The sequence below is a fragment of the Marinobacter sp. B-12 genome (assembly GCF_056857915.1).
Genome location: NZ_JBSXOB010000023.1, coordinates 24835 through 42872, shown reverse-complemented (window position 1 = coordinate 42872; position 18038 = coordinate 24835). Strand labels below are relative to the sequence as shown.

The following is an 18038-nucleotide window of genomic DNA, read 5'->3' as shown; positions in this document are numbered from 1 at the left end:
ACATACCCCGCCGTTCAATGGCAGGTGCTATATGATAAGCAAGCAAAAGCATGGCCAGAAACTAGAACTTGGGAATTTTCAATGGACTGGCGTCAGAGCCTGATCGTATGCTGGAGGCTTTGTGTAAAGAATGCCGACACCACTCGGGGTTTCTGAATTGGAATAAAAAGGTATGAAATGGTGGGCCCACCTGGACTCGAACCAGGGACCAAAGGATTATGAGTCCTCTGCTCTAACCAACTGAGCTATAGGCCCTTTTTTCAGCGGATGCTGTTTAAAGGTTTGCTTACTGGGATGTCGCTTCCGGGCGGGAGCAACAAAGCGGGCGCCATTATACCGGTGAGCGGCGGCGCCCGCTACTGTTGTGGTGTTTAACCGTTGCCCTGGTCGTCAATGAAGCCGCGCAGGTGGTCGGAGCGGGAAGGGTGGCGCAGTTTGCGCAGAGCCTTGGCTTCGATCTGGCGGATGCGCTCACGGGTAACATCGAACTGTTTACCGACTTCCTCAAGGGTGTGGTCGGTGTTCATTTCAATACCGAAGCGCATGCGCAGCACCTTGGACTCGCGGGCGGTCAGGCCGGAGAGCACGGAGCGGGTAGCTTCGCGCAGACCTTCAGCGGTAGCGGAGTCAACGGGCGACAGGGCCTGGATGTCTTCAATGAAGTCGCCCAGGTGGCTGTCTTCGTCATCACCGATCGGGGTTTCCATGGAGATCGGTTCCTTGGCGATCTTCAATACCTTGCGGATCTTGTCCTCGGGCATTTCCATGCGCTCCCCCAACTCTTCCGGCGTGGGCTCGCGGCCCATCTCCTGCAGCATCTGACGGGAGATGCGGTTGAGCTTGTTGATGGTTTCGATCATGTGCACCGGAATACGGATGGTGCGTGCCTGGTCCGCGATGGAGCGGGTGATGGCCTGACGAATCCACCAGGTGGCGTAGGTGGAGAACTTGTAGCCACGACGATACTCGAACTTGTCAACGGCCTTCATAAGGCCGATGTTGCCTTCCTGGATCAGGTCGAGGAACTGCAGGCCGCGGTTGGTGTACTTCTTGGCAATGGAGATAACCAGACGCAGGTTGGCTTCCACCATTTCCTTCTTGGCACGGCGGGCCTTGGCTTCGCCGATGGAGACGCGGCGGTTGATTTCCTTGATGTCGGAAACGTCCAGGTCCACTTCGGTCTGGATGTTGGCAATGCGCTTCTGCAGGCGCACGACTTCGTCGATGCGCTCGGCAATCAGCGGTGCGTAGGGCTTCTTGCCCTTGGACATCTTTTCGGCCCAGTCCAGGCTGGTTTCGTTGCCGGGGAACGACTTGATGAAATCCTTGCGCGGCATCTTGCACTCACGCACACAGATTTTCATGATCGCACGCTCGTTCTCGCGCACCAGATCGTTGGTGGAGCGAACCACGTTTACAAGCTCATCAAAGGCCTTGTTGCCCAGCTTGAACGGCGCAAACACCTGTCCCAGCTCGTTCAGGGCTTCCTGGGTTTTCTTGTGGCCACGGCCGTGTTTGGCCAGGCAAGCGTCCGCGGCGTCGAGTTTTTCTTTCAATAGCTCGAAGCGCAGGCGGGTTTCTTCCGGATCCGGACCGCTTTCGGTTTCTTCTTCACTGTCGTCATCGTCATCATCGTCGGATGAGTCGTCTGACGTGCTGGACGTATCCGGGGTAGTGTCTTCCTCCATGAACGGCTCGGCGCCGTCGGGATCGAGGAAGCCGGAGACGATGTCGCTGAGACGGCCTTCGTTCTCGATGATGCGGTCGTAGGCCTGGATAACGGTGCCGGTGATGCCGGGGAAGTGGGCCACGGCGGCCATCACATCGCGGATACCTTCCTCGATGCGCTTGGCAATGACGATTTCACCTTCGCGGGTCAGCAGCTCCACAGTGCCCATTTCGCGCATGTACATGCGGACCGGGTCCGTGGTGCGGCCAGCGTCGGATTCCACGGCTGCGAGTGCAGCGGCGGCTTCAGCGGCAGCTGCTTCGTCTGCGGTGGAGTCACCGTCGGTCATCAGCAGCGTGTCCGCGTCCGGTGCCACTTCAGACACCTGGATGCCCATGTCGTTGATCATGCGAATGATGTCTTCGACCTGGTCCGGGTCAGCAATATCTTCCGGGAGGTGGTCGTTTACCTCGGCGTAAGTCAGGTAACCTTGTTCCTTGCCTCGTGCAATGAGGTCTTTAAGACGTGATTTCTGCGAATTGCCTGACATAGACACCCTGTGAACTCGCTGGTAAAAGGAAAAAAGTTAAACAGCCATTATAGCTGTCGCGCGGTTGCTCTGCCACCGGATGGTTAGATGGTGATCAATACTGCAAGTTTCAAGTGCAGTGCCGTTTCCGGCGGCAGTTATTGCGTTTTTTGGCCCGCCGGCTCTGTTTTCTGGCGCTGGTCAGTCGTCGTTCTGTCCAGTCAGTGCCTTCAGTTCCTGTCGCTCTTCGGCGCTAAGGTCTGCCAGGCTACGTTTTTCCGATAGCAGAGACGCCAGCCGCTGCTTGCGCGCTACTTCCCGGTTCGGATTCAGCATTTCCCTGGCGCCAGCCAGGGTCTGTTCCCGTGCGGGGATGTGTTCAATACCATCGAACAGGCTGTAAAACTGTTCTCTGGCGCGGTTATCCGTTGCCAGTTCGCGGACCAGGGAGCGCCGGTCTTTGATGGCCTGCTCCAGAATCCAGCCGGCGAACTGGCCGGCCTGCCGGTATTGGCGGCTGCTGCGGCAAAGTTCAGCAATTTCGCTGGCCATGTCAGGTGCTTCCAGCAGGGCCAGACAAAGCTGGGTATCCTTGCTGAGCTTTACGTCAATCCGTTGTTCCTGCACCCGGCGCTCGCCGTATCCGCCCTTGCCGTTTGGCTGGCGGCGGTTCTGCCAGTCGCCCCGGCTGTTGCCGCACAGTCGCAGCATTTCATGCCACATGGCATCCCTGAGGGTGCTCCTGGGCATTTTCTTCAGCAGCGGCTCTACCCGTGCCTTCAGCTCACCCCGGTCTTCCGGCAGCGTCAGGTCCAAGCCTTCACTCTGCCTGTTGAACAGGTAGCGAGACAGGGGCGTGGCGCCGTTGATGCGTTCCTGGAACGCGTCGGGGCCCTCCTTGCGCACCAACGTGTCCGGGTCTTCACCGTCCGGCATCATCAGGAATTGCAGATGAAGGCCATCGGTCAGCAATTCCAGCGCATTTTCCAGGGCCTTATCGGCCGCCCGGTAACCGGCCTGGTCGCCATCAAAACAGAACACCAGATGCCGTACCTGCTTCAGCAGTGCCGACAGGCTGTCCTGGTTTGTGGCTGTGCCCAGTGTGGCTACGGCAAAGTGGATGCCATTCTGCGCGAGCGCAATGACATCCATATAGCCTTCCACCACCAGCAGTCTGTCGAGTTGGCGGATTGACTGTTTGGCTTCATAAAGGCCGTAGATTTCGCGACTTTTATGGAACACATCAGACTCCGGAGAGTTGATGTACTTGGCCTTGTCATCACCCAGTGTGCGCCCGCCGAACGCAATGGTCCGTCCGCGGCTGTTGCGGATCGGGAACATCACTCGGTTGCGAAACAAGTCCCTGGGCCGCCCGTAGCGGTCAGACACGGCGCCGGTTTCAATCAATGGCCCCTGCAGGTCCTTGCTGGCGCTGTCGAACAGGGCGGTGCCGGTGCCAGGGGCGTAGCCCAGCTGGTACTGTCCAATAATGCTGTCGTCCAGGCCCCTCTGTTTGAGGTAGTCCCGGGCGAATTCACCTTGTTGGCCCTTCAGGGCGGACTGATAGAAGCGGCTGGCGTAATCCAGGGCGTCCGTCAGTGTTCGCGCCTGCTGCATTTCCTGGCGCGCGCTCTGGTCGTAGGGCACTTCCATGCCGGCTCGGCGGGCCAGTTCCTCTACGGCGTCGGTAAAACCCAGGCCGTCGAATTCGCGGACAAAACTGATGGCATCGCCATGGGCGCCACAGCCAAAGCAGTGGTAAAAGCCTTTGTCCGGCCGAACGTTGAAAGACGGCGTTTTCTCATCATGGAAGGGGCAGCGGGCCTTGTAGTTGCCGCCGGCCTTTTTCAGGGTGATACGTGATCCGATCAGCTCTGCCAGGTCTACCCGGTCGAGCAGGTCTTCAACAAAGCGTTGCGGGATCAGTCCACTCATGATGTCTCCGGTCGCGCGGAAAGTGCCGGGCCTGGAAGTACAGCCAAAAATGCCGCCGAAGCCAGGCCTCGGCGGCATTTTGGTATCGCTCTGTGCAACCTGTGGCTATACAGGCGATTATAGGCTTGCAGTCAAGCGGCGTCCGGTAAAGCTTAGTACAGACGCTCGAACTTGCGCTGTTCCCGCTGAAGCTTCTTGAGATGACGCTTGACGGCTGCAGCTGCCTTACGCTTGCGCACGGCTGTCGGCTTCTCGTAGTGCTCACGGCGACGTACTTCCGACAGAACGCCTGCTTTTTCGCAGGAGCGCTTGAAGCGACGAAGGGCTACGTCAAACGGTTCATTCTCTTTCACTTTAACAGCTGGCATTCGAAAATCACCTACCTGATTGATTCGGTTTCAGTTTTGTCTGATCGACCTGTCTGTCAAATCGACTCGATACCTGGTCAGATTGGCTAAAACTCGACCAGTGCGTATTTAAGGCCGGCAATGATAGCGCCTGCCCATGGCCAAGGTCAATGTTTGTTCGATGAAACTGACGGAGGGTTTCGGGTTTCTGCTAAAATGCCTCGTTTACGTTTACCTGCCCGGAGTTGTGGCCCTTACTTATGCTGATTCTCGGTATTGAAACCTCCTGTGATGAAACCGGCGTTGCCCTCTATGACAGCGAGCGTGGGCTGCTCGCGCATGCGTTGTTCAGCCAGATTGATATGCATGCAGACTACGGTGGTGTGGTGCCGGAGCTGGCCTCCCGCGACCATGTCCGTAAATTGCTGCCGTTGTGTGATCAGGTGCTGGCCGACGCCGGCCGGGTTCGCGCTGATATCGAAGGCATTGCCTACACCGCCGGCCCCGGGCTGGTGGGTGCGCTGATGGTCGGTGGCTCCGTGGCCCATGCCCTGGGGTTCGCCCTGGGTGTTCCCGTGCTGGGGGTGCATCACATGGAGGGCCACTTGTTGGCGCCGATGCTGGAGGATAACCCACCGGCGTTTCCATTCGTCGCCTTGCTGGTCTCCGGTGGCCATACCCAGTTGGTTCTGGTTAAGGGTATTGGCGAGTATGAAATGCTGGGTGAGTCGGTGGACGATGCCGCCGGTGAAGCCTTTGACAAAACCGCCAAGATGCTTGGGCTGGATTATCCTGGCGGGCCGAGGGTGGCTGCGCTGGCTGAGAAGGGCGCGCCGGGACGCTACCGGTTCCCGCGCCCGATGACCGACCGGCCGGGGCTGGATTTCAGTTTCAGTGGCCTGAAGACGTTTACCCTCAATACGGTAACTGCCGCAGAGCGTGCTGGGGGGCTGGATGACCAGACCCGCGCGGATATTGCCCTGGCCTTCGAGGCAGCGGTGGTGGATACACTGACCATCAAATGTCGCCGTGCCCTGGAGCAGACCGGTTGCAAGCGTTTGGTGATTGCCGGCGGCGTGAGTGCCAATAAGCGGTTGCGTGCCGGGCTTGAGAAAATGACAGAGAAGCTTCGTGCCGCCGTGTTCTACGCCCGCCCCGAGTTCTGCACGGATAATGGCGCCATGATTGCCTACGCGGGTTGTCAGCGCATGAACGCAGGTCAGCAGGATGGCGATCGGATTGTGGCGGTGCCGCGCTGGCCGATGAATACACTGCCACCGGTTGGCGAGCTACGGACGAACGGGTTGGTGGACTAGAAGCCCGGTTCACGGCCCTGGGCCATACGGATCAGGTTGTTGCGGTGACGTACCACAATCAGGATGGCCAGGAGGCCGAACAGCGGCAAGGTGTCGGGTTCGATCAGCGCACTGATGATGGGGCCGCTCACAATGGCTACAATCGAGGCGAGCGCTGATATCTTCCAGCGCCACATCACCAGGGCCCAGATGGCGGCCAGCAGAAGAGTGGTTGCTGGCGCTAGCGCAAGCCCCGCGCCCAGCGCAGTCGCCACGCCTTTTCCACCCTTGAACCGATAAAACAACGGAATCATATGCCCGGTCACTGCGCACAGCGCCACCATGGCCTGGGAAAGAATGGTCAGGTCTGCCTGGTGGGCAAGCCATACCGGAAGCCAGCCCTTGGCGGCATCCAGGAACAGCGTCAGTGCTGCCGGCGGCCATCCGCCGGTACGGTAGACGTTGGTGGCGCCGGGGTTTCCGGAACCCTGGGCGCGTGGGTCCGGCAGGTGCCAGGCGCGGCAGACCGGCAGTGCAAACAGTATCGAGCCTGCCAGGTAGGCCAGGGCGCACAGTAGAACGGTCAGTACCGGGTCACTCAGATAGCTCATCGGTGGCGATCATTGGCAAAGTGAAAAAGACGCAAAGACGCGTACTGGTCATTTGTGAGAAAATGCCGGCCCCGCGACGAGGCAGGTCAGATTTTACACAGTATCCGCTGCCTGCGCGTTATTCAATCAGCAAAGAGTGTAAGCCCGGGAGTGCCTCTGTTGACAGATAGTGTACTGATCGAAGGCCTGGCCGTTGAGGCAATCATCGGCGTATACGACTGGGAGCGTGAAGTCAGACAGCGACTGTTGGTAGACCTGGAGATGGCCTGGGATAACAGGGCCCCAGCAGCCTCGGATGATGTCGGTGACGCCCTGAACTACGCTTTGGTCAGCGAGCGGGTCTCAGGCTACCTTGTCGAGGCTCGCCCGCAATTGCTGGAAACCGCTGCAGAAGGCATTGCAGGTTTGCTGCAGAGCGAGTTCAACGTGCGCTGGGTCAAGTTGACCCTTCGTAAGCCCGGCGCCGTTCCGGCTGCAGTGGCCGTGGGTGTAAAGATTGAACGGGGGAGCCGCTGATGGCGCGGGTGTATATCAGTATCGGTAGCAACATTGACCGCGTGCGCTATGTCACGGCGGCGCTGGATGCATTGGCCGGCTGGTTTGACGAACTGCTCATCTCTTCTGTCTACGAGAGCGAGTCCGTCGGTTTTGATGGTTCGCCCTTCTACAATCTGGTGGTGGGTGTCGATACCGGCCTGAGTGTGGCGGAGCTGTCGGCCCGCTTCAAACAACTTGAGGCGGATAATGGTCGACGGCGGGATGTGCCAAAGTTCAGCCCCCGAACCCTGGATCTGGATATTCTCACCTACGATCACGAGGTGGGCCGAGTCGATGGTGTCGAGCTGCCCCGGGGCGAGATTCTGAAAAACGCCTTCGTGCTACTGCCGCTGGCGGAGATTGCGCCGACCGCCGTTCATCCGGTTTGCGGTGAGTGCTACCAGGCATTGTGGCAGGTCTATGACCGTGATCAGAAGCTGTGGCCGGTGGACTTTACCTGGCAAGGCCGGCACATCTCTCAGGCCTCCACCCTCTAATCTGGCTTTTATGAGCCGTGATGCGAACGGTATAGCTGGATCAGGCTGGCCGTTGAGCTGTCGATGGCTTCGTTGCCCTCAGCAGTAACGCCGGTCAAGCGATCCAGTATGCCTTTGCCCATCTGTTTTCCCAGCTCAACACCCCACTGATCGAACGAATCCACATCCCAGATAATGCCCTGAACAAACGTGCGGTGTTCATAGAGCGCAATCAGCGCGCCGACGGTTTCCGGCGTCGACTTATCGATCAGCAGCGTATTGCTGGGTTTGTTGCCGGGAATCACCTTGTGGGGGGCCAGTTTGTCGATATCCTCACCGCTCATGCCCTCGGCCTTCAGTTCCGCCTTGGCTTGGTCCAGCGTCTTGCCGGACATCAGTGCTCGTGACTGGCTCAGGCAGTTGGCAAACAGGGTGACGTGGTGACTGGCGACCGGGTTGTGGGTCTCGAGAGGAATGATGAAGTCCGCCGGAATCAGGCGCGTACCCTGATGCAGTAGCTGGTGGAAAGCGTGTTGGCCGTTGGCACCCACGCCACCCCAGATCACCGGGCCGCTCTGGTAGGTTAGCGGCTCGCCGTTCTGGGTCACGCTCTTGCCGTTACTTTCCATGTCCAGTTGTTGCAGGTGCGCTGGCAGGCTCCGCAGGTAGTGGTCGTAGGGCAGGATGGCGTAGGTTTCTGCGCCCCAGAAGTTGTTGTACCAGAGCCCCAGCATTGCCATGATCACAGGCAGGTTCTGCTCCAGCGGCGCGGTGCGGAAGTGCTGGTCCATGGCATTGGCGCCTGAGAGTAGGGCGCGGAAATTTTCCATGCCGATGGTCAGTGCTACGGGCAGGCCGATGGCAGACCACAGTGAGTAGCGTCCGCCCACCCAGTCCCACATTGGGAAGATGTTGTCTTCGGAGATGCCGAAGTTAACGGCTTCCGGGGTGTTGGCGGTAACCGCCACGAAGTGCTTCGCGACCTGGTTTTCGCTGCCGCCGTTGTCCAGGAACCAGTTCCGGGCCACCTTGCTGTTCTCCAGGGTTTCCTGGGTACGGAAGGATTTGGACTGGATCAGGAACAGGGTGGTTTCCGGATTGACCCGGCGCAGTATCTCGGCCATCTGGGTGCCGTCGATGTTGGCGACGTAGTGGCCCTTCAGCTGGCCGTGCCAGTAGGGGCGTAGAGCTTCCGATACCAGTTTGGGGCCGAGGAAGGAGCCGCCAATGCCAATACTGACCACATCCGTAAAGGCCTTGCCGGTATGCCCTTGCCAGCGTTTGCTAAGCACGTCGTCTACGAACTGCTCCATGCGATTCAGCGTGCGTTCCACTTCCGGCGCGATGTCCATGCCGTCAACGTGGATGGGAGCGCCGCTGGTGTCCCGCAGGGCGATGTGCAGCGCCGGGCGCTTTTCAGTGACATTGATGTGGTCGCCACGAAACATGGCTTCGATCCGCTCCGGTACACCGCATTCCCTGGCCAATGCCATCAGCTTTGCCAAGGTGTCATCGGTTATGCGGTTGCGGGAGTAATCCAGCGACAGGCCGCCGCCGCGAATGAAAAAGCGGCTGGCCCGGTCCGGATCGCTGCTGAAAAGCTCCCTCATATGGGTGCTTTCCAGTTCCGCCTGATGTGTCTTCAGCGCCTGCCACTCGGGCCGGCTGGTGAGTGGTACAGAGCCCTGGGACATTGTGGAATCCTTTCTGTCAGTGGGTGTCGGATCAGCGGTTAATCGACAGATTGTCGATCAGTCGTGTGGTGCCCAGAAACGCTGCCGCCAGTAGAGTCAGTTCGGTATCGTCGGCGTTGGCTGGTTTCAGGGTCTGGCTGTTGGCGATGTTGAAGTAATCCGGCCGTAGCCCCGCTTTACTGAGGGCATCATTGGCCTCCTGAGACAGCACTGTGAAATCGGTCCGACCTTCATAAATTTGTTCTGCGGTATTTTTCAGCGTCTGATAGACGGCCGGTGCAACGGCGCGTTCATCCTCGGTGAGAAATCCATTGCGAGAGCTCTTCGCCAGGCCGTCCTCTTCGCGAACGGTCGGGCCGCCGATGACTTCCACCGGTATCATCAGGTCCTGGGTCAGTTTGCGAATAACAGCCAACTGTTGGTAATCCTTCTCGCCAAACACCGCGATATCCGGCTGAACCATATTGAACAGCATGGTGACGACCGTGGCCACGCCCTCAAAGTGTCCGGGCCGGCTGGCGCCGCAATGGCCCTCACTGACTTCCGGAACCGTAATGCGGGTGTGCCGGGCCAATCCCTCGGGATAGATTTCGTCATTGGAGGGGGCGAACACCAGGGTGCTGCCCGCCGCCTCAAGCCGCTCCTGATCTTCAATCAATGTGCGCGGGTAAGTGTCCAGGTCTTCCGCGGCACCGAACTGCATCGGGTTTACGAAAATGCTGGTCACGACAATGTCGGCTGCTTCACGGGCCTTTCTGACCAGTGAAATATGCCCCTCATGCAGGTTGCCCATGGTGGGAACCAGCCCGATACGTTTACCTTGCTGGCGATAACTGCGCAGCATGGCTCGGAGTTCTTTAAGAGTATGTACGGTTCTCATGCCTTGAACGTATGCTCCTCGGCGGGGAATGAGCGGTCGCGCACAGCGGCCACATAGGCTTCAATGGCTCCTTTGATGGAGCCGGACTCCGCCAGGAAGTCCTTCACAAAGCGTGGTTTGCGGCCGGTGACCATGCCCAGCATATCGTGGACAACCAGTACCTGGCCGTCGGTGTCTGCGCCGGCGCCAATGCCGATCACCGGCGCTTGTACGGCCTGGGTGATCCTGGCAGCCAGCGGCGCAGGTACGCATTCTAGAAGGATTACGTCGGCTCCGGCGGCCACCAGCTCACAGGCGTGTTCAATCATCAGTTCGGCGTGCTTTTCGTCCCGACCCTGGACCTTGTAGCCGCCAAACTTGTTGACGAATTGCGGAGTCAGACCCAGATGAGCGCATACCGGCACGCCGCGTTCGCTCAGGGCGTGAATGGTGTCCTTCATCCAGTCGGTGCCTTCCAACTTGACCATGTGGGCGCCGGCGCGCATCAGCTCGGCGGCGTTCTCCAGGGCGGCCTCGGTGGTGCCATAGGTCATGAACGGCATGTCGGCCATGATCAGCGAACCCCGGTTACCCTTGGCCACAGAGGATACGTGGTAGACCATCTGGTCCATGGTCACGGGAAGTGTGCTGTCGTGCCCCTGAAGCACCATGCCAAGAGAATCGCCAATCAGGATGACATCAACGCCGGCCTCACTGACGATTTGAGCAAAGGTGGCATCGTAGGATGTCAGCACGGAGAAAGCTTCGCCCTTCTGCTTGTAATCGCGCAGAGTATTGATGGTAACAGCCATAGAATCCTTGCCTTGTGGGTGGATGGGCCAGACCGGGCCGGGTGTATGCCGGCATCCAGGCCATTAGGGTAATCCGGGGGTGTGTTTGTGGCAATAGCCGCACGCCGAGCCGTTGGTCTCAGCCAGGCGGGAAAGGTGCTCGTTCCACTGGATTGAGTTTTTGCAGGTTGTTGTCCGGGCATTGCTGTCGCAATTGCGCAACGGTGCGGCCGTCTGGCAGTGCAAGTTCGTGCTCCAGGTCCAGTAACGGCTGCAAGACAAAGTCGCGGTTGGCGAGTTCAGCGTGGGGTACGGTCAGGCGTTCGCTGGCGATGATTTCATTGCCATAAAGGAGCAGGTCCAGGTCCAGGGTTCTCGGTCCCCAGTGCTGTATGCGTTCGCGGCCATGAACCTGTTCAATGGCCTGTAGCTGGTCCAGAAGTTCCAGGGGGGAAAGTTCCGTGCGTAACCAGGCCGCGCCGTTTACAAAATCGGGCTGGTCTTGCGGGCCCACCGGCTTGCTGCGATAAAAAGGGGACTGGGCCACCAGTTCAGTTTTCGGCAGCGCAGCCAGCCGGGCTACGGCACCGGCCAGTTGCGCGGATGGGTCGGCCTGGTTGCTGCCGAGCCCAATAAAAACATCCGTGGCCGTCATCGGTCAGGCCTTTTTCGCGGGCTTCTTGCGGCGGCGTTTCTTGGGGCCGTCGCTACCGAGTTGTGTCAACATGCGTTCCTGACCACGTTCGTCCGATTCCTGGAACTCCGTCCACCACTGGCCCAGCCCTGGTTCGATTTCGCCGGAGGCTTCCCGTACCAGCAGGAAGTCATAGGCGGCCCGGAAGCGGGGGTGGGACATGGTGGCGAAGGCGCGCTTGCCCTGGCGACGGGGCAGGCGCATCTGTAACTCCCAGATTTCCTTCATCGGGCCGGAGAAGCGCTTGGGGATCGAGGTGGCCTGAACCTGTCGGCCGATCACCTTGGCGATGGCCATGTGCAATGCCGGTTGTACCGGCTCCCCATTATCCTGGCGTTTTCGCCATTCCGCCTGCAGGGCCGGCCAGAGCATTGCGGCAAACAGGAAGTAGGGGGTTACCGACTTGCCCTGGGCGATGCGGGCATCGGTATTTCTCAGGGCCTTGCGGATCAGTTCATCCGGCTGGCCGTTGTTGATGGCCTGTACCGTCTCCGGAAACAAGGGCGCCAGCAGGTTGTATTCGCTGAGCAGGTCGTAAGTGGCTTCACCGTAACCGGCGGAGAACAGCTTAAGCACTTCCTCAAACAGTCGGGCTGGCGGAATGTGCGTCAGTAGCGGTGCCAGTTCCCGGATCGGGGCTTCGGTGTCGGGTTCGATGTCGAAGCCCAGCTTGGCGGCGAAGCGCACGGCACGAAGCATGCGTACCGGGTCTTCCCGGTAGCGGGTTTCCGGGTCACCAATCAGGCGCATCTGACGGTTTTCCAGGTCTTCAATGCCGTTGGCGAAATCCACGACGGTGAAGTCGCGGATGCAGTAATAGAGGGCGTTCACGGTGAAATCACGGCGCAGGGCGTCTTCTTCCAGGTTGCCGTAGACGTTATCCCGCAGAAGCAGACCGTGCTCGCTGGTTCTGCGGTCATCGTCGTCATCCTCCTCTGCTTCCGCGGCATTTCCACGGAAGGTGGTGACCTCAATGACTTCACGGCCGAACAGGACGTGAACAATGCGGAAGCGCCGGCCAATCAGCCTGGAGTTGCGGAACAGGTCATGCACCTCTTCCGGCGTGGCGTTGGTGGCGATGTCAAAATCCTTGGGTTTGCCGCCAAGCAGTATGTCGCGAACACCACCGCCCACCAGATAAGCTTCGTAGCCTGCGTTATTCAGCCGGCTGAGCACTTTCTTGGCGGGCTCGCTGATGAACGAGCGGGAGACGGTATGCTGGTCCCGGGGGATATCCTGACGTTGATAGGTTCGGGCTTTTTTCTTCCCGTTTCCTGACACGTATGACAATAGTCGTTTAAGCATTGAATTCCGTTATTGCGCTGAGCAAAAGCGAGAGTTTAACGGTTTGGGCGGGATTTGCACACGTTTGGCGCCATAAGCTGGTGAAAACAACCAAGGGAAGGGCGAAAACGGCCAAGTTGAAAAACCGTTGGGCCAGATAATCAAAAGGCGGATCCGTTCACACGAATCCGCCCTGAAAGCGTTGACGATCTGCATTGTTTTTGTTTTTGCCGGGATTTTTCTTCGTTTTTCTACCCCACTGTTAATCCCCAAACTCAGGGATTTCAGGAGTGCAAACGGAAAGCTTTGAATACACAGAGCAGTCAGAGACATCGGGCGAGTCATCGGGTAAATGCAGTGCCGCCTGGAAGACGATTCTTCTCTACATCTACAACTCACACGTGCCGTGGGACCACTAAAAAGCAAAGTACCCAAAACACTCAGTTCGCTCACGTTCTGTTTTTGTTTTTGTTACCGAACGTCTTCTACAGCTTTTTGTTCTTGTTGTTGGCGCTGCGTTGTCACTGTTGTTTTTGTTGTTGTGCGCCCTATAGAGTGCAGTCCGTGTGCCAGTTTTTTAAAGTTGTTTGTTAACAATGAGTTAGTATTTTAAGGCCCTCTGGAAAGGTAAGTCGTAAGACTTAAGTGTTACTGAGGTCGCGGTTTTTAGATCTGGGGTGTTACCGTCAGGAACACAGGGTAACAACTGAGCGCAGGTTCAACCTTTTTCGGTAACAACGCTTGCTGGAGAGCTACCGGAGAAGTATCAGTTCCCCGAACTTTTCTTTCGTGGGATACCCAGGCGTTGCCGCCGTTCCCATAGCGACTTACGGCTGATCCCCAGCTTTTGGGCCAGTTCGGTTTCACTCATGCGATCCTGGTTTTCCAGCACAAAGTGCTGGAAATAATCCTCAAGGGAGAGATCACTGGTGGCCTCGGCTTCCCGGGAAGGGGGCTGCTCGTTGTTCCCGTCCACCAGTGTTTCGGGAATGCTGACATCGCCGCCTTCACCGTCCAGATCCAGCAGTGACGGGGTGATCAGGTCGTTGTCGCAGAGGATGGTGGCGCGCTCGATGGCATTTTCCAGCTCCCTGACGTTGCCGGGCCAGCGGTGTCGTTCCAGTGCACGCATGGCCTCTGGTGTCAGGTTCAGGCCGGTTTTGCTCATTTTCTCGCCCTGGCGTTGCAGGAATCGCTGGGCCAGGCCAAGGATATCCGACTGTCTCTCCCGCAGCGGCGGTATGCGAACCTGCATGACGTTCAGTCGGTAAAACAGGTCTTCGCGGAACCCACCGGTTCGTGTCATAGCCTTCAGGTTACGGTGGGTGGCGGCAATCATTCGGACATCCACCTGGCGGCTTTGGGTGGAGCCTACCTTGCGAATCTCGCCTTCCTGCAACACTCGTAGCAAACGCGCCTGGGCCTCGGCGGGCAATTCGCCGATCTCGTCCAGGAACAGGCTGCCGCCGTCGGCCGCTTCGATCAGGCCGGTCCGGGCCGATACCGCCCCGGTAAACGACCCCTTTTCATGACCGAACAGCTCTGACTCGATCAGGCTTTCCGGGATGGCGGCGCAGTTTACGGAAATAAGTGGTCTGGCGGCCCGGGGGCTCATCAGGTGAAGCGCACGAGCAGCCAGTTCCTTGCCAGTCCCGGATTCGCCCTGAATCAGCACCGTGGTTTCCGTCGGTGCCACCTTGCGTATCAGGGTGAACACCTTCTGCATGGCATCGCAGTGACCGAACATAATGCTGGCCGGGTCGCTGTCCGGTGCACCCGCATCTGCCCGCTCCGATAATGGCTGAGCAGAGGGTGAGGCCTGGGGTTTTCTGGCGAGAATGCCCTCTACGGCTTCCAGCATTTCATCGTGGTCGAAGGGTTTGGCAATGTACTCCACGGCACCCATCTTCATTGAATCCACGGCAGAGCGGAGACTGGCGTAACTGGTCATGATCAATACCGGGGTGTCCGGTGCGCGCCGTATCAGTTCCGTCCCGGCTGCTCCGGGCAGCCGAAGGTCGGAGATGATCAGGTCAAAATCGCTGGGGTCGTGGTTGTCTTCGGCTTCTTCCACGGAGCCGGCGTCGGCAACCTCATAACCGGCATGCTGGAGCAGCTTGCGAACCGCTGAACGGATGATCTCTTCGTCTTCTACAATCAGAATGCGAGGCATAATGCGTTTACGACCCTTCGTTCTGGCTGATGGTGGTACCGGTGTCCGGCTCGTAGGCCGGCAACCTCATGCGCACACAGGTGCCCCGGCCAGTATCAGAATCAGCCGGGCTGTCCACTTGAATGTTGCCGTAATGTTCTTCAATGATGCTGTACACCAGCGACAGGCCCAGGCCTGTGCCTTTGTTGGGGGCCTTGGTGGTGTAAAAAGGCTCGAAGATGTGGTCCAGCTGGTCTTTCGGTATGCCGGAGCCGTCATCGGTGACCTCGATAATAGCGGAGTAGCCGTCGCGGTTTCCACTGATGCGCACTTCTCCGCCAATGGGTGAGGCGTCCCGGGCGTTGGCCAGCAGGTTGATAAACACCTGCACCAGCCGCTGTTCATCCCCCAGGATGGTCAGCTCAGCCGGGCATTCGTTGCGGTAATGAATGCCCATGCCCTTGTCACTGAGGGAGAGCAGGTTGATGGATTCGTTTACGCAGCGCTGCATATCCACCGGCTCGTAGCGGTTGGCGTGAGCATGGTTTCCGGTACGGGCAAAGTTCATCAGCGACTGCAGGATGGTGGAAATGCGCCGGGTCTGCTGTTGGATCTGGTCAGCGGTGGACAGAATGTCCGGGTCGTCGGTTTCCAGCTTCAGGTTCTGGGCCAGGGAGGAGATGCCAGTGACCGGATTGCCGATTTCGTGGGCGACACCGGCTGCCAGTCGGCCTACGGAGGCCAGCCGCTCGCTGTGCATCAGTTCGTCTTCCAGCAGGCGGGTTTCCGTCTGGTCTTCCACCAGGATGATGCTGCCGCCCTCGGTGTGATCGGGGCCGCTCAAGGCTGCTTTGTGCAGGTTAAGCCAGTGGGGGCGACCTTTCAGGTCCAGCCGGTGTTTGTACCGGTGCAGATCCTCACCGCTGTTGAAGTCGTCCAGCAGCAGGTGCCAGTGCTCGGGGAGGGCCATCAGTCGGGCACCCACCACATCGTCTGCCGTAATGCCGGTGAGGGCTTCCATGGCGTTGTTCCACATGAGTATTTCGCCGTCTTCACCGACAGAGCAGGCGGGAATCGGAAGGTTCTGAAGGGTCTGGCGATAGTGGCGGCGCAAGTTGTCCAGTTCCCCGGCAAGCCCGGTCAGGCGATTCTGGTAATCCCCGAGGGCTCGTTCGACATAGCGTATATCCTGTGCGGTACCACCACTGGCCATGGGTTTATAGCCCAGATGCCGTTTGACCAGATCACGGGCGACAGCCGGGCCCAGCAGGCCTGAAAGATTCACCTCCACGCGGTCGCGTAAGCGCCGAAGTTGGTAAGGCCGGTATTCCACGTTGGGCAGTTTGAGCTGGGTAAGGGCTTTTTCCACTTCCCGCCTTGCAACCCCCAGTCCTAATGGAACCGCAAGCTGGCGGGTGAAGTCCGCGGACGAGGTTGCCAGCAATTCCCTGCGCTGGGGGCGGGAAAGTGCGCCCAGGGAACAAGCCTGGGCAGCCCCGGCTTCTTCGGCGGAACTGGTGCTCAGTACTGAAATCAGGGTGAATATGGTGACATTCACCGTCAGGCTAACGAAGGTGAAGATGTGCCAGTTGCTGTAGTCCGGTACCAGCGGCGCACCGATGAAATCCAGCAGGTTGGCGGTATGTGAGAACGGCAACACCAGGGTAACCACCCAGATAACCAGACCTGAGACCAGTCCGGCGATCAGGCCACGGCGATTGCCTTCAGGCCAATAGATCACACCAAGGGCGCCGGGAAGTAGCTGGAGCATGCCTGATAGTGAAATGGCGCCGAGGATCGACAGGTCCAGGTTTTTGCCCAGGGTTTCATGGAACAGCAGCGCGGCGAAGATAATGGCCGCGATGAGCACGCGCTTGACCCATTTCAGCCAGTGGTAGATGTCTCCGTGATCCTTGGGGGTCCTTAGCGGAAGTACTGCATGGTTCAGCACCATGCCCGCCAGTGCCAGGGTACTGACGATCATCAGGCCGCTGGCGGCGGAAAGGCCGGCAATGTACATCATCAACGTCAGCGCCGGACTGCCGAGGGCCTGGGCGGTGCCGATGGCGTAGAAGTTCGGTCCGGTGGTGGCGGCCAGTGCCTGCCCCCCCCAGAGAATCAGCGGAATCGGCAGGCCGAGCAGCAACAGGTAAAGGGGCAGCCCCCAACTGGCCTTTGCAAGTGCCTTGGGCGACGGATTCTCACTGAACGTCATGTGGTACATGTGGGGCAGCACCAGGGCACCGGCGAAAGACATCAGCATCAAGGCACGCCAACTGCCGTCGTCAATGCTCATGGTCATGGTACTCACCGGGGTGCTCTGGTCCGCCAGCCAGGTTTCCAGCCCCGACATGCCATCGAATACGCCAAACAGGATGACGCCACCAAGGGTCAGCAGGGAAAAGAGTTTCACCAGGGAGTCGAAGGCAATGGCCAGCACCAGGCCCTGGTGGTTCTCGGAACCCTGGCTGCGACGAGTGCCGAACAGCATGGCAAACAAAACCACGATAATGCTGAAAAGTACACTGATGAGTTGGGGGGATGTGTCTGGCGCCAGCAGGCTGGCAGACGTGGATACCGCCTGGATCTGCATGCTCAGCAAGGCCAGTATGGCGGTGCCGGAACAGATGGTTACCAGCGTGCCCGCCCACTGACTTCGATACCGGTAGGCGAACAGATCGGCAAGAGAGGTGAGCTGGTAGGCGCGACCAATTCGCATCACCGGGTTGAGCAAAACCGGTGCCAGCAGAAAGGCGCCGCTGATGCCCAGATAGTAGGCCAGGAAGCCAAACCCCGATTCAGCGGCCATGCCCACCGCGGCGTACACGGCCCAGATGCCCGCGTAGACGCCAAGGCTAAGCGTGTAGACCAGGGGGTGCCTGATCCAGCTGCGGGGCAACGCGCCTTTTTCGGTCACCCACGCAATGCCGAAGAGCAGGACCAGGTATAACAGGCTAGCCAGTAATAGGCTGGGCGCGCTAAAACTCATTGGGATCCCGTCGCCATTCCAGCCAGAAGCCGATGGCAATCAGGCCGGCCCAGATTACGTAGGGGCTGTACCAGGCATTCCCGGGTGACGTCCACCAGTCAAGAATGTTGGGAGAGAATATGTAGATGGCCAGAACCAGAAGGAAGACCAGACGGTAGATATACATCAGACATGAT

15 protein-coding genes and 1 tRNA gene are annotated in these 18038 nt (G+C 58.8%); 3 read left to right on the top strand and 13 right to left on the bottom strand.

Going from position 1 to position 18038, the window contains the following annotated elements:
- Positions 1 to 178 precede the first annotated feature (178 nt).
- The 4 genes from AC13D2_RS01910 to rpsU form a co-directional block, all read right to left on the bottom strand.
- Positions 179 to 255, bottom strand: a tRNA-Ile gene (locus tag AC13D2_RS01910).
- A 116-nt stretch (positions 256 to 371) separates the two neighbouring features.
- Positions 372 to 2219, bottom strand: a complete 1848-nt coding sequence (gene rpoD / locus AC13D2_RS01905; protein ID WP_300497575.1) for an RNA polymerase sigma factor RpoD — start codon at positions 2217 to 2219, stop codon at positions 372 to 374.
- Between the two features lie 180 nt (positions 2220 to 2399).
- On the bottom strand, positions 2400 to 4133 hold the full coding sequence (dnaG, locus tag AC13D2_RS01900) for a DNA primase (RefSeq protein WP_482938137.1): 1734 nt from the start codon (positions 4131 to 4133) through the stop codon (positions 2400 to 2402).
- 152 nt (positions 4134 to 4285) lie between these two features.
- Complete coding sequence (gene rpsU / locus AC13D2_RS01895; RefSeq protein WP_007153483.1) at positions 4286 to 4501, bottom strand: 30S ribosomal protein S21; 216 nt, start codon at positions 4499 to 4501, stop codon at positions 4286 to 4288.
- Between the two features lie 239 nt (positions 4502 to 4740).
- Here rpsU and tsaD point away from each other — a divergent pair, with 239 nt between their 5' ends.
- Complete coding sequence (gene tsaD, locus AC13D2_RS01890) at positions 4741 to 5796, top strand: tRNA (adenosine(37)-N6)-threonylcarbamoyltransferase complex transferase subunit TsaD (protein ID WP_300497567.1); 1056 nt, start codon at positions 4741 to 4743, stop codon at positions 5794 to 5796.
- Here tsaD and plsY read toward each other — a convergent pair.
- A complete protein-coding gene (gene plsY, locus AC13D2_RS01885) occupies positions 5793 to 6386 on the bottom strand; it encodes a glycerol-3-phosphate 1-O-acyltransferase PlsY (RefSeq protein ID WP_288074913.1) in 594 nt (197 codons plus the stop codon). The two genes, tsaD and plsY, sit on opposite strands and share 4 nt — an antisense overlap.
- A gap of 159 nt (positions 6387 to 6545) precedes the next feature.
- On the opposite strand from plsY, the gene folB reads away from it, so the two are divergent.
- Together folB and folK (AC13D2_RS01875) are read left to right on the top strand one after the other, a co-directional pair.
- The gene (folB, locus tag AC13D2_RS01880; RefSeq protein WP_300497561.1) at positions 6546 to 6902 is read left to right on the top strand and encodes a dihydroneopterin aldolase; all 357 of its coding nucleotides are present in this window, start codon (positions 6546 to 6548) and stop codon (positions 6900 to 6902) included.
- On the top strand, positions 6902 to 7420 hold the full coding sequence (gene folK, locus AC13D2_RS01875; protein WP_300497558.1) for a 2-amino-4-hydroxy-6-hydroxymethyldihydropteridine diphosphokinase: 519 nt from the start codon (positions 6902 to 6904) through the stop codon (positions 7418 to 7420). The genes folB and folK (AC13D2_RS01875) overlap by 1 nt, the downstream gene beginning before the upstream one ends.
- Before the next feature lie 8 nt (positions 7421 to 7428).
- On the opposite strand, the gene pgi is transcribed toward folK (AC13D2_RS01875), so the two are convergent.
- The 8 genes from pgi to AC13D2_RS01835 all read right to left on the bottom strand — a co-directional run bounded on the left by pgi (position 7429) and on the right by AC13D2_RS01835 (position 18028).
- The gene (gene pgi / locus AC13D2_RS01870; RefSeq protein WP_292047813.1) at positions 7429 to 9093 is read right to left on the bottom strand and encodes a glucose-6-phosphate isomerase; all 1665 of its coding nucleotides are present in this window, start codon (positions 9091 to 9093) and stop codon (positions 7429 to 7431) included.
- A 31-nt stretch (positions 9094 to 9124) separates the two neighbouring features.
- Entirely contained in the window at positions 9125 to 9973 is an 849-nt protein-coding gene (gene panC / locus AC13D2_RS01865; RefSeq protein WP_300497555.1) for a pantoate--beta-alanine ligase, read from the bottom strand.
- Entirely contained in the window at positions 9970 to 10764 is a 795-nt protein-coding gene (gene panB / locus AC13D2_RS01860; RefSeq protein WP_300497553.1) for a 3-methyl-2-oxobutanoate hydroxymethyltransferase, read from the bottom strand. Before panB ends, panC begins: the two co-directional genes overlap by 4 nt.
- A gap of 118 nt (positions 10765 to 10882) precedes the next feature.
- Positions 10883 to 11398 carry a 2-amino-4-hydroxy-6-hydroxymethyldihydropteridine diphosphokinase gene (gene folK, locus AC13D2_RS01855; protein ID WP_300497552.1) on the bottom strand — a complete coding sequence of 172 codons (516 nt, stop codon included), beginning with the start codon at positions 11396 to 11398 and terminating at the stop codon, positions 10883 to 10885.
- 3 nt (positions 11399 to 11401) lie between these two features.
- Complete coding sequence (gene pcnB / locus AC13D2_RS01850) at positions 11402 to 12742, bottom strand: polynucleotide adenylyltransferase PcnB (RefSeq protein ID WP_300497549.1); 1341 nt, start codon at positions 12740 to 12742, stop codon at positions 11402 to 11404.
- 745 nt (positions 12743 to 13487) lie between these two features.
- Positions 13488 to 14894, bottom strand: coding sequence for a sigma-54-dependent transcriptional regulator (locus tag AC13D2_RS01845; protein WP_292047819.1), 1407 nt, complete (start codon positions 14892 to 14894; stop codon positions 13488 to 13490).
- Positions 14895 to 14901: 7 nt separating this feature from the next.
- Complete coding sequence (locus tag AC13D2_RS01840; RefSeq protein WP_300497544.1) at positions 14902 to 17862, bottom strand: ATP-binding protein; 2961 nt, start codon at positions 17860 to 17862, stop codon at positions 14902 to 14904.
- Positions 17852 to 18028 (bottom strand): hypothetical protein, encoded by a 177-nt coding sequence (locus tag AC13D2_RS01835; RefSeq protein WP_007153470.1) that lies wholly within the window; start codon positions 18026 to 18028, stop codon positions 17852 to 17854. Before AC13D2_RS01835 ends, AC13D2_RS01840 begins: the two co-directional genes overlap by 11 nt.
- Positions 18029 to 18038 lie beyond the last annotated feature (10 nt).

What these genes read in the sequence shown, in the direction of transcription:
- AC13D2_RS01840 (WP_300497544.1), bottom strand. Translation starts at nt 17,862, where the DNA reads ATGAGTTTTAGCGCGCCCAGCCTATTACTGGCTAGCCTGTTATACCTG.
- panB (WP_300497553.1), bottom strand. Translation starts at nt 10,764, where the DNA reads ATGGCTGTTACCATCAATACTCTGCGCGATTACAAGCAGAAGGGCGAA.
- folK (WP_300497552.1), bottom strand. Translation starts at nt 11,398, where the DNA reads ATGACGGCCACGGATGTTTTTATTGGGCTCGGCAGCAACCAGGCCGAC.
- pcnB (WP_300497549.1), bottom strand. Translation starts at nt 12,742, where the DNA reads ATGCTTAAACGACTATTGTCATACGTGTCAGGAAACGGGAAGAAAAAA.
- panC (WP_300497555.1), bottom strand. Translation starts at nt 9,973, where the DNA reads ATGAGAACCGTACATACTCTTAAAGAACTCCGAGCCATGCTGCGCAGT.
- folK (WP_300497558.1), top strand. Translation starts at nt 6,902, where the DNA reads ATGGCGCGGGTGTATATCAGTATCGGTAGCAACATTGACCGCGTGCGC.
- rpsU (WP_007153483.1), bottom strand. Translation starts at nt 4,501, where the DNA reads ATGCCAGCTGTTAAAGTGAAAGAGAATGAACCGTTTGACGTAGCCCTT.
- dnaG (WP_482938137.1), bottom strand. Translation starts at nt 4,133, where the DNA reads ATGAGTGGACTGATCCCGCAACGCTTTGTTGAAGACCTGCTCGACCGG.
- AC13D2_RS01835 (WP_007153470.1), bottom strand. Translation starts at nt 18,028, where the DNA reads ATGTATATCTACCGTCTGGTCTTCCTTCTGGTTCTGGCCATCTACATA.
- plsY (WP_288074913.1), bottom strand. Translation starts at nt 6,386, where the DNA reads ATGAGCTATCTGAGTGACCCGGTACTGACCGTTCTACTGTGCGCCCTG.
- tsaD (WP_300497567.1), top strand. Translation starts at nt 4,741, where the DNA reads ATGCTGATTCTCGGTATTGAAACCTCCTGTGATGAAACCGGCGTTGCC.
- rpoD (WP_300497575.1), bottom strand. Translation starts at nt 2,219, where the DNA reads ATGTCAGGCAATTCGCAGAAATCACGTCTTAAAGACCTCATTGCACGA.
- pgi (WP_292047813.1), bottom strand. Translation starts at nt 9,093, where the DNA reads ATGTCCCAGGGCTCTGTACCACTCACCAGCCGGCCCGAGTGGCAGGCG.
- AC13D2_RS01845 (WP_292047819.1), bottom strand. Translation starts at nt 14,894, where the DNA reads ATGCCTCGCATTCTGATTGTAGAAGACGAAGAGATCATCCGTTCAGCG.